At 51.8% G+C, this 9,457-nt stretch carries 12 protein-coding genes and 1 riboswitch; of the genes, 3 read left to right on the top strand and 9 right to left on the bottom strand.

What is annotated here, in order from left to right; all coding sequences use genetic code 11:
• From AYW79_RS14290 to gpr, 3 genes are all read right to left on the bottom strand, one after another.
• The coding region (locus tag AYW79_RS14290; RefSeq protein WP_156493913.1) for a GTP-binding protein at positions 1-443 on the bottom strand (443 nt) is incomplete at its 3' end.
• Positions 444-560: 117 nt separating this feature from the next.
• Positions 561-1,016, bottom strand: a complete 456-nt coding sequence (locus tag AYW79_RS14285) for a hypothetical protein (RefSeq protein ID WP_067567265.1) — start codon at positions 1,014-1,016, stop codon at positions 561-563.
• Between the two features lie 94 nt (positions 1,017-1,110).
• Positions 1,111-2,193, bottom strand: a complete 1,083-nt coding sequence (gpr, locus tag AYW79_RS14280; RefSeq protein WP_231877920.1) for a GPR endopeptidase — start codon at positions 2,191-2,193, stop codon at positions 1,111-1,113.
• Between the two features lie 161 nt (positions 2,194-2,354).
• On the opposite strand from gpr, the gene rpsT reads away from it, so the two are divergent.
• A complete protein-coding gene (rpsT, locus tag AYW79_RS14275; RefSeq protein ID WP_067567262.1) occupies positions 2,355-2,624 on the top strand; it encodes a 30S ribosomal protein S20 in 270 nt (89 codons plus the stop codon).
• 70 nt (positions 2,625-2,694) lie between these two features.
• Here the strand turns inward: rpsT and holA are convergent, their stop codons facing one another.
• From holA to AYW79_RS14260, 3 genes are read right to left on the bottom strand one after another with little or no spacing between them, the layout of a single operon-like run.
• Positions 2,695-3,747 (bottom strand): DNA polymerase III subunit delta, encoded by a 1,053-nt coding sequence (holA, locus tag AYW79_RS14270; protein WP_067567258.1) that lies wholly within the window; start codon positions 3,745-3,747, stop codon positions 2,695-2,697.
• 8 nt (positions 3,748-3,755) lie between these two features.
• Positions 3,756-3,959, bottom strand: coding sequence for a hypothetical protein (locus AYW79_RS14265; RefSeq protein WP_067567255.1), 204 nt, complete (start codon positions 3,957-3,959; stop codon positions 3,756-3,758).
• Positions 3,960-4,008: 49 nt separating this feature from the next.
• The gene (locus AYW79_RS14260; protein ID WP_067567252.1) at positions 4,009-5,625 is read right to left on the bottom strand and encodes a ComEC/Rec2 family competence protein; all 1,617 of its coding nucleotides are present in this window, start codon (positions 5,623-5,625) and stop codon (positions 4,009-4,011) included.
• Positions 5,626-5,704: 79 nt separating this feature from the next.
• Positions 5,705-5,841, top strand: a riboswitch (cyclic di-AMP (ydaO/yuaA leader).
• 6 nt (positions 5,842-5,847) lie between these two features.
• Here AYW79_RS14260 and AYW79_RS14255 point away from each other — a divergent pair.
• Positions 5,848-6,570 carry a C40 family peptidase gene (locus tag AYW79_RS14255; RefSeq protein ID WP_067567249.1) on the top strand — a complete coding sequence of 241 codons (723 nt, stop codon included), beginning with the start codon at positions 5,848-5,850 and terminating at the stop codon, positions 6,568-6,570.
• Positions 6,571-6,639: 69 nt separating this feature from the next.
• Here AYW79_RS14255 and AYW79_RS14250 read toward each other — a convergent pair whose 3' ends face one another.
• Positions 6,640-7,338 carry a helix-hairpin-helix domain-containing protein gene (locus tag AYW79_RS14250; RefSeq protein ID WP_067567246.1) on the bottom strand — a complete coding sequence of 233 codons (699 nt, stop codon included), beginning with the start codon at positions 7,336-7,338 and terminating at the stop codon, positions 6,640-6,642.
• A 175-nt stretch (positions 7,339-7,513) separates the two neighbouring features.
• Between AYW79_RS14250 and mntR the strand changes: the two genes are divergently transcribed.
• Positions 7,514-7,972, top strand: coding sequence for a transcriptional regulator MntR (mntR, locus tag AYW79_RS14245; RefSeq protein WP_067567243.1), 459 nt, complete (start codon positions 7,514-7,516; stop codon positions 7,970-7,972).
• A gap of 38 nt (positions 7,973-8,010) precedes the next feature.
• On the opposite strand, the gene AYW79_RS14240 is transcribed toward mntR, so the two are convergent.
• Together AYW79_RS14240 and rsfS are read right to left on the bottom strand one after the other, a co-directional pair.
• Positions 8,011-8,832: a class I SAM-dependent DNA methyltransferase gene (locus tag AYW79_RS14240; RefSeq protein WP_067567240.1), complete on the bottom strand. Its 822-nt coding sequence runs from the start codon at positions 8,830-8,832 to the stop codon at positions 8,011-8,013.
• 11 nt (positions 8,833-8,843) lie between these two features.
• Positions 8,844-9,209 carry a ribosome silencing factor gene (gene rsfS, locus AYW79_RS14235; RefSeq protein WP_067567237.1) on the bottom strand — a complete coding sequence of 122 codons (366 nt, stop codon included), beginning with the start codon at positions 9,207-9,209 and terminating at the stop codon, positions 8,844-8,846.
• Between the last annotated feature and the right edge of the window lie 248 nt (positions 9,210-9,457).

Below are 9,457 nucleotides of genomic sequence, written 5' to 3'. Positions count from 1 at the left end.
CGCTCAGGCTCCGCGGATGGCAAGTCGATTTTGTTGATGACAGGGAGAATCTCCAAGTCATTGTCAAGCGCGAGATAGACGTTTGCAAGCGTCTGCGCCTCAATGCCTTGCGCCGCATCAACGACCAATACTGCGCCTTCACAAGCGGCGAGGCTGCGTGAGACTTCATACGTAAAATCGACATGTCCGGGCGTATCAATAAGGTGGAGGGTATAGAGGTTGCCATCATCTGCAAGATAGTTTAGACGCACCGCCTGCAGTTTGATCGTGATGCCTCGCTCCCGCTCAAGATCCATCTGATCGAGAACTTGTTCCTGCATTTCTCGCTTCGAAAGGGCGCCTGTGTATTCCAGAATCCGGTCTGCCAAGGTCGACTTCCCGTGATCAATATGCGCGATAATACAAAAGTTACGGATCCTAGAAATCGCAACAGCGTCGTTCACAATAGGCCCCCATCAAACTCGAATCGTTACCCTTCATAATAGCAAACGAAGGGGCGCGACGCCAACGTGCGAGGGAGCCCGGTGTCGTCTGTCTCATCACGGATTGATTCCCCGCCACTATTGCCCTTGCGTGAGCGGGACGCCTTGCGGCAGGTTGACACTCGGCGTTTGCGTCGCGCTGTGCATGAGCCCCGTCAGCCAACTGTGAAGCAGCGTGGATAGATAGGCGCCTGCATCAACCGCGTCCGCCTGAATCAGCGGGCTGGCCGGACTGCGCATCGCCACCACCGCCTGATCGAGCGTATGCGAAAGGGTCGGCCGCGGAATGACGACGACCTTCTCAACGCCCGCCGTCTTTGAGACCGGCGCCTGATAGGCGGCGTATTGACTCGCGGGGGGAATGTCCGCATGCACGATGACAACGTGGAAAAAGGATGCAAACAGCAGCGCACCACCGTTTAGCGTCAAATAGCTGATGATCAAGAAAGCGAGAATGGCACACGTTTTTTTTAACATCCGCGGCATCTGTCTCATCGCGAGCAGTCGCTCTGCGATGCGCAACCGAAGGTTCATGATGGATCGTTCCTCTGCGCGTTTTGAATCTACTCTATGAGTCAAATGACGCGAATAGACCGATTCGTAGAGTTCATTCTTTATTGGGTTGGTTTCAGTGGGTTAGCGCCTTTGCATCCTCAATGCTGAGTCCTTTGTGAATTGCTAGATTGAGTCCAAGCGCCACCACGTGCGCGATGTCCTCGACAAATTCATCGATTTCTTTAGGGGTCACCATGAGATTGTGACCCAAAGGGTGAAGCACCTCTGCCACCATCGCGCGCTTTTCTTCTGGTGTCATGCGCCCGATGACATCTCCTTGTTTGGTTCCTGGGACGCGCTGATCCAGGTGAGACAACACAAGTTCCATCGCATCGGACGCAATCGTTGCGGCGTCAAGAACTGTGGGGATTCCAATCGCAACCACTTCAACACCGAGTGTTTCGCGATTGAGCGCTTTACGCGGGTTGCCAACGCCGGCCCCCGGTTGAATGCCAGAGTCGGCGATTTGAATGGTCGTATTCACGCGATCGAGCGAACGGGCGGCCAGTGCATCAATGGCAATCACCAGATCTGGCTTGATATGGTCGACGATGCCAAGTACGATCTCGGAGGTCTCGATCCCTGTGATGCCAAGCACCCCTGGAGAGATTGCAGAGACAGACCGAAACCCGTCGTCAAGCAAGTCGGGCATCAACGAAAACAGGTGTCTCGTGACAAAGACACTTTCTGCAACCATCGGACCGAGCGCATCTGGCGTGACATTCCAGTTTCCGAGTCCGATGATAAGGACCCGCGCGTCGTCTGGCACGGTCATAAACGGTTTCATCTCTTCGGCAAAGAGCAGTGAAATCTGTTCTTGCAGTTCGGGGTCTTTCTTGCGCAGTTCTGGAACTTCAATCGTCACATAGCGGCCTGGTAGCTTGCCAATGATCCGCGCCCCTTTTTCATCCTCTACGACCATGCGGCTGACCTTGAAGTTCTCTTCTTGCGATTGATCCATATGAATACCCGGTATCCCATCCGTATTTTCAGACGCAATTTCATGCGCCTCAACGGCAAGGTCAACGCGCACGCTTCGTTCATCAAAAATAATTTCGTCAGGGGATGGTATACGTTTACCGTTTTGTGTCCACCCAGTCGCGTCCATTTTATGCATTTTCCGCAATGCTTTGAGGATCCTCTGTGTATCGCGCATGACGTTCCCCTTTCACTCATTCCTGTTTCTAGCTTCCCCACCTTTGCCGTCCGTCAATCCACAGTACATTCCTGAACAATCCACAGAAAAGATTGCGAAATCGTGCTTCACATGCTAAACTAAAGCCTGCTGTTTTGTGCGAACACGTAGGAGGTGACGTAATGCCAAATATTAAATCTGCGATTAAGCGAGTTCATGTCACCCGAGTTAGAGCGGTACGGAATGCTTCTGCAAAGTCTGCCCTGCGGACATCTCTGAAGCGATTTGAGAGCGCCCTGAAAGAACGGAACATGGAATCTGCCCAAGTTGCCCTGCGCGGTGCGACTCGCTCGCTCGACAAGGCGGTTACCAAAGGCATCATTCACCGCAATCACGCGGCGAGAAAAAAATCCCGCCTGATGAAGCGGATGAACAAAGCGGTTGCCCAATAAGGGATTACCAAACGCATCATGTTTAGGCGGCCTCCAAAGGAGACCGCCTTTTGTGATGGTATATTTCAAATCAAACAGCGCTAATCCCCTCTGTGCGACACATTCTTCGCGCAAAGTAGAGTTCCATCGCAGTCTGTTCTTTGAGTTGCCCCGCTTTGATTTGATACTCCAAATCTGAAAGCTCCCGCAAACGCGCGCTGCACGTCTCTCGTGTTAAAACGCGCGCCTGTTCTTTGAGCGGTTTAAGCATGAACGGCCGCAACCCGAGGGACGTACAAAGCGTCGCTTCAGATATGCGATCGCGCTCTGCCTCGATCACGCGGAGCACCAATCGATACTGCCTTGTCAAAAGCGCGAGGAGGCCAAACGTGGAATGGTCTTCCCCGAGTCGCTGATAGGCTACATACGCATCATTATTTTTTCCGGATACGGACAGCCGGATGACTTCAAAAACATCAGTCTCCCTAAAATCTGGCACCAACGCTTCCAAGTCGGCCTGTGAAAGTGTCTGTTCACCGGCAAGAAATGTATCAATTTTTTGAAGTTCCCGCGCAAGCTGACCAACGCGATCGCCTGTGCGTGCGATGAGCCAGCGTTTTTGCGAAGGTGTGATACCAGGGAAGTCAACCAACAATTCCTGCGCAAAAAGCTCCACTTCTTGCCGAGACAACCCTCCCGCGCGAATGACGCGCGCACCTACACTCGCAATGAGTGACTTGACCCATTTTTTTCGTTCATCCGGTTTTTCTTGCGTCGTAACCAATATCAACAAAGGAGTGTCCTGTTCGCTTCTTTTCAGTTGCCCTTCTAAGATTGCCACCAGTTGGTCAGGCGTCTTCCCTTTATAGGCAGTCCCCACATAATCAAATTCCGAAGCACACACAACAGCGAGATCACCAAACAAGGAACCTTCGCCAAGCGCGATTTCAAGCTCGTCAAGACGATCATGTGCGGCACGTACACGCGACAGTGCGTATGGCGTGGCAAGACGTGACAGCGCATCCGTCACAGAGGTGAGCAGGCGATCCAAAAACCAGCCATCCGACACATCATACAGCAAATAAATCGCCGCCGGAGGCCCTGATTTTAATTCGCGTACAGCGTCTTGAAAGGAAACGTGCATGGCGCACCTCATCTGCGAAAGTCTGACAAGCAGAGCATTTGTTGCTCTACCCACAATGCTATTTTCTCACGCTCGGCGATGTGTTGCAAAACATCGCCCACCGCGTGCAACACACGCGCCGCGTGTTCGCCATCAGGATGATCGCGCAGAGAAAACGCTTCGATCAATAAACGTTCACATGCCAGTTCCATGTCGAGTGACGGTTGGTTCATACAATGATCCTTCTTTCGCGATTGCAATCTAGACACATTCATTCATTGTTCAGTATGAGCGAAGAAGTCTGCGTTTATTCCGGATGTTCCACACTGTCACAAACAAGAACCCCAAACTGTAATAGCCCATGAAAATTTCCCATGAAAACGACGGAATCATCCACACGCCAGCGTGAATGGATAGGTAGGCGATCCCTGCGCTCAATCCAGCTTGCGCGATCGCAAGATCCCCTGAAAGAAAATGAATCGCTGGCGGATCGATGCAAGCAGTGAGCAATAGTGCACTGCAGAGTGGAATCAACCCTTCTAAAACAGGATATAAAAATAGATTGATCAAGAGAGAGAGCGTCGCGAATTGATGAAATAAGAATGCGATGAGCGGTGTCAATGCAAATTCTGCGGACAGTCCGCGCGCGAGAATCGCTCGAAATATTTGCGGTATCCGCCGCGGAAGCATTTGGTTCACCCACGGCGGTGCATGCACAAGTGTAAGCCCTGCGGCAAATGATAACAAAACGCCTGGATCCACACTGTCATGCGGTTGAATGACACAAAGCACGAACATAGCGAGGGAATTTCCCGTAAGTGAGTCCGCATGTCGATTGAACCTTTGCGCATAGTACCCATAGAGAAAAACGACCGCAGCACGCAGTGTCGGAGCCGCAAATCCGCACGCCAAAAGCAGCAACGCCGTCAAAATCAGTACGGCAATGTCTTGAAAAAATGGCGGGCTACGCATTTTTCGAATTCCTGTCAGAACGGGCGAAACAGACATTCGAAGCGTAGCGCCGCTCGCGACAAGCGCGTGAATGAGACCGATTGCAACAAACGATTGAATCGTAGCTTTAGAGAGTTCGTGACGATCGCCCACCGAAAACGCGAGCAGATAGCCAGCCGTCGGACCAAACGCGAGCCAGGAGCGCCACTCAATCCACGTTAAAAATTGCGCACTAAGAATCGGCAGAGATGGTACTTGAGGGTTTCGCGCAATGACATGAATACCATAGATACTCGCAGATCCATACAGCGTGATCCCATCGCGCAAAAAGGAAGTACGCGCTTTTCCCTGAGGAATTGTTTTGACACGCAGGTACACTGCAATACGGTCACCGGGCGACAGTTCATCCAGTGTGCTGTAAAACCGCAAAATCGTTGAAGAATAACGCATCGGCGACTTGCCAAGTCCGATGCGCAGCGCAACAGTCGGCCATCTCCCCAGCAGGATCGATCCTACGTAGACAGACTGAATTTGAAAATTACACGTCACACTGTTTTGTTGCTTAACAAGTGGACTGACGATTTGCCCTGTTACCAGCATCGTCTCTTGTGCGTGAACCCCCGCAACTGTGAGTAGACGGACTGCCGGCTGCACTTCTCGATCCGCGCGAAATCCCCCATATTGGATACCGGTAAGACACAAAAGGGCGGAGAGCGCACAAAATCCTACTATGAAATTTATTTTTTTCCGCCAGCGTTTGTCGAATGCGCGCAATTCAAAGTGCACGTTTCGTCGATTGCGCAGAAGCATTCCGATCATGTGAATGAATGCCGAAACGGTTAAAGCGCTGAGGCAAAGCGTGACGCCAATGCCCTTTATAGCCGTTTGCACGAAGAGAATCCCTGATAAAAACGAGAGCGAAAGGAGTGAGAGCAGTCGATACCGCATACCATCCCTTCTTTGCAAATAAACTTTAAATCACGGAAACTCTTGTCATACACTGTCGTAACTGGTAGAATCCATTTCAGAGCGAGAATCGCCGAATCCGACAAGCTCTAGTCGGTACGGGGGACGCAACACCCTGGGGTGAATCCATTTTTTTGGAGGGGCTACCTTTCAGCCCTAACCCGTCAACTAACCTCGGAGGCGCACTAGAAAGGGGCCTATTTTTTGTTGCGCACTTCTCAACTCGCGCTGTCTGTTTTTCTTACAGGCACTACATGGTTTGCTTCGGCTTCTATGCCGGCTGCATACGCTGCGCAACGCAGCGACGTTGCACATCACCATTCGACATCTGCAACGGCCAAACAAGCACATGGCCCCATCCTCGCGACGACGGATCTCGCCTTAATGGGCTCCGCGATCGTCGATAAATCTGTGTCGCAATCTGCGTCACTCATGACGAAGGTGCTTGTTGCGCCTGTGCGAGCATCTCGCAAATCCTATACACACCCCGTTTCAAAACCCGCGAAACACAGGGCTTCATTCACGTCTCATAAAGTTAAAAAATTTCATCCTACCGCAGTTTTGCCACTCGGAGATCGCATTGCGGTTCGCGCGAAAATGTATTTAGGTGACCCATACGCTTGGGGGGGAACATCTCCCAACGGTTTTGATTGCTCCGGATTTACACAATATGTGTTCGCCCAATATGGAATCTCGCTCCCCCACTCCGCTGCCGGACAAACCAATGACGGTGCTTACGTATCCGAAGCTCACCTAAAGCCTGGTGATCTCGTTTTTTTTAGTACGTATACAAGCGGTATTTCCCATGTGGGCATTTACATTGGAAACGACCAGTTTATCAGTGCAGCAGGTTCCCAAATTAAAATTGATTCACTCAGTGAATCGTACTGGGCAAATTCATATGTCACCGCGCGCCAGATCGGTTAATTTTTTCTTCGAAAAACTGCGACTTTAAAGCATTCACTTCGGTGAATGCTTTTTTTCACCAAACGCGTTCTAAAGTGTCAGAAAGGGCACCACCCTTTGTAGCAAATTGATCGAGAATCCATGTACAAGGTGAAGTTTCGTGAGTGACGTAAACGATCCGTGGGTAGCACGATATTGAAGGATCTCGTCAGCGCGCTTTTTGCCAATGCCAGGTACCTCCATAAGCACCGCCTCCGAAGAACGGTTCAAGGAAACCCTCTCCCCAGGTGTAAGCTTCAAACTGTGTCTCCCTCGTCGCCGTTGAGCGGGCACCTGTAGAGGCTCCGAGACCGCAGAAACTGTCGTGCCACTTACAACGGACGTCTGAGTGGGAATGACCACTTGTGCACCGTCTTCCACAATCGCGGCAAGATTCACAGCCTCCAGATCAGCATCGCGACGAACACCGCCAGCTGCCCGAATCGCATCCTGCACGCGCGCATCGAGCGGTAGCCGATAAACCCCAGGCGAAGACACCGCGCCGATCACATCGACCATGACGGACAGCATTCCTCCCTTTGAAGAGGACGCCCGCGCGGACGACGAGACCGTCACCTGAGACGTGAGCAAAGACTCACCCGGTAGGTTTGGCGCTACGCTTGGCGTTGAGATGGACAGCGCGGAACGTTCTTGTGTGCTTCCTCCTAGATGCTGAAATAAGACCAAAGACCAACCGGCGATCAGACATCCTCCGAGCAGGACTGTCAACCGATCACGATGCCATTTCATAAAGATCCCTCCTTATGAAAGGCTGTTCTGCGCGAGCTCACTCATTCCTTTTTACAATCCGCATATCTCCAAAGAGAGAATGAAGAGCATTTCCTGATGGCCTTGCGTAAACTGGGCAGTGCGCGGCAATTGTAGTACAATGGAGAAATCATGATGTAAGAAAGCAGATGATGACATGCTGACACCGAGCATGGAAGACTACCTTGAAAAAATCTACGAGTTGATGAAAGATAAAGGATACGCCCGCGTGTCAGATATTGCGTCATCCCTCGCTGTTCAACCTTCTTCTGTGACGAAAATGCTGCAAAAGCTTGATGAACAACACTATGTGACCTATGAGAAGTATAGAGGTATCTTACTCACCAAAACCGGAGAGCGAATGGGTCGTTCCATGAAACAGCGGCATGGCATGCTCGAAGAATTGCTGCGCATGCTCGGAATCTCTGAGGAAGTCTTACGCGGAGACGTCGAGGGAATTGAGCACCACGTCAGCCCACAAACCGTTACACAACTGCAAAATCTCGTTTCCTGGTTTCAAACGCATCCCCAGTACATTGAGGCATTCACGAAATACCGAAGTGATGAAAACGGTGAGCAACCCCATCAGACAGAAGACGGTAACCGCGCGACGTAACTGCCAACCATCGCGCGGGTCAGCAAAAAACGTAACGCTTACGCAGGAGACGACTTCCTGGCTAAAAAAAACCACCGTTCTGCCATCTCGATGCGGTCCTCCACGCAAGGTGAAACGAATCCTTCGCCCACACCTTCCCCATCCCTGCACTGCACCTTTTCAGCCTGCCACGGCATCACAAAGTCAGCCCCGATCTGAATCGAGTGAAATCCCGCCACAATGAGCGCGTCTACAATCTCTGCACGCGTAAACGCCACCTGCCTGTGAACTTCATCCTCGCGGCGAAATCGCCCATCTTCTTCTTCAATAAAGAGCGTCAATTCATATGTGACGCGGCGCGTTTCTTCATCCACACGCGTGTTCATCAATGAAAAAACGTCGCCCTGATCTTCAAAAAAGACGCGCTCGCGAAACGCCTCGCGAAATTTATGAGGCGTGTGCATGTCAAAAAGAAACCAACCTTCAGGCGTTAGCGCATCGTATACATGTTGACACGCAGCCATCAGCGCCTGCCTATTTTCAAGATAGCTCATCACGTCACAAAAGGATACGCACGCCTCCGTTTTTTGCGGAGCGCGAAACGATTCTGCCCGCCCCGCAATCAATTGCACGCGATTGCGCGCCGCCGCGGCGCGCACTGCCGCCTGAGCGAGCATCTCCTCAGAAGGTTCAATGCCGATAATTCGTCTCGCGTGACGCAAGAGGTGCGGAAACATGCGCCCCGTTCCACAGCCAAGATCAAGTACGGAGCCAGGCGCCCGACCGATCTCGCGGATACATTCATCAAGCACCGCACCAAATCGATCTTCATGAATATCGCCCATCAAACGATCGTAGACCGTCGCAAACCCTTGATACATACTTCACCTCACTAGGCCATTCCCCCGCCTACCGGAAGCGTTAAACGAGGAGCATCACCCCAGAGCCTTTCCAGACCATAAAATTTACGCTCGTCTTCATTAAAAACATGTACCACCACATCGCCAAAATCGACGAGCACCCACTTGCCTTCCTCTTTCCCCTCCATGCCGCGACAGCGGACGCCAAGGACTTCTAGCCGATCACGGACAGCATCAGCAATCGACTGTACCTGGATACGCGACATTGCGCTACAGATGACGAAGTAGTCTGCGATGACCGAAATTCCGCGGATATCAAGTAAGACCACATCATTCGCCTTTTTATTCTCCGCCGCCTCTGCAGCCGCTTGAGCGTATTCCATGCATTGATCCTGCATCCATCAAGCCTCCTAGTCGAGTTCTCAGACGCCTCGCTTGGCAAACTGCCAGATGCGACGCGCAGAAATGCCCTGCCTTTAATGTAAATCTTTTACGTAGTTTCGTCTATCCGCTTCCAGATCCTATTGCGTAGCGCGACCGTCTCTTTTGCAATCGGTAAATGTGCCGCAAGGAGATGTGTGATCGTCGCATCCGCCGTCATCGCCACAGCGCGCGCCAAGTCGCGCTCGGCCACAGCGCGCACAGG

It is taken from the genome of Ferroacidibacillus organovorans (genome assembly GCF_001642725.1).
Taxonomy (GTDB): Bacteria; Bacillota; Bacilli; order Alicyclobacillales; family SLC66; genus Ferroacidibacillus; species Ferroacidibacillus organovorans.
This window is presented reverse-complemented; position numbering and strand designations above follow the sequence as displayed.

Coding starts and splice junctions, on each gene's coding strand:
- AYW79_RS14285 (WP_067567265.1), bottom strand. CDS start 1,016: ATGAACCTTCGGTTGCGCATCGCAGAGCGACTGCTCGCGATGAGACAG.
- gpr (WP_231877920.1), bottom strand. CDS start 2,193: ATGCGCGATACACAGAGGATCCTCAAAGCATTGCGGAAAATGCATAAA.
- rpsT (WP_067567262.1), top strand. CDS start 2,355: ATGCCAAATATTAAATCTGCGATTAAGCGAGTTCATGTCACCCGAGTT.
- holA (WP_067567258.1), bottom strand. CDS start 3,747: ATGCACGTTTCCTTTCAAGACGCTGTACGCGAATTAAAATCAGGGCCT.
- AYW79_RS14265 (WP_067567255.1), bottom strand. CDS start 3,959: ATGAACCAACCGTCACTCGACATGGAACTGGCATGTGAACGTTTATTG.
- AYW79_RS14260 (WP_067567252.1), bottom strand. CDS start 5,625: ATGCGGTATCGACTGCTCTCACTCCTTTCGCTCTCGTTTTTATCAGGG.
- AYW79_RS14250 (WP_067567246.1), bottom strand. CDS start 7,338: ATGAAATGGCATCGTGATCGGTTGACAGTCCTGCTCGGAGGATGTCTG.
- mntR (WP_067567243.1), top strand. CDS start 7,514: ATGCTGACACCGAGCATGGAAGACTACCTTGAAAAAATCTACGAGTTG.
- AYW79_RS14240 (WP_067567240.1), bottom strand. CDS start 8,832: ATGTATCAAGGGTTTGCGACGGTCTACGATCGTTTGATGGGCGATATT.
- rsfS (WP_067567237.1), bottom strand. CDS start 9,209: ATGCAGGATCAATGCATGGAATACGCTCAAGCGGCTGCAGAGGCGGCG.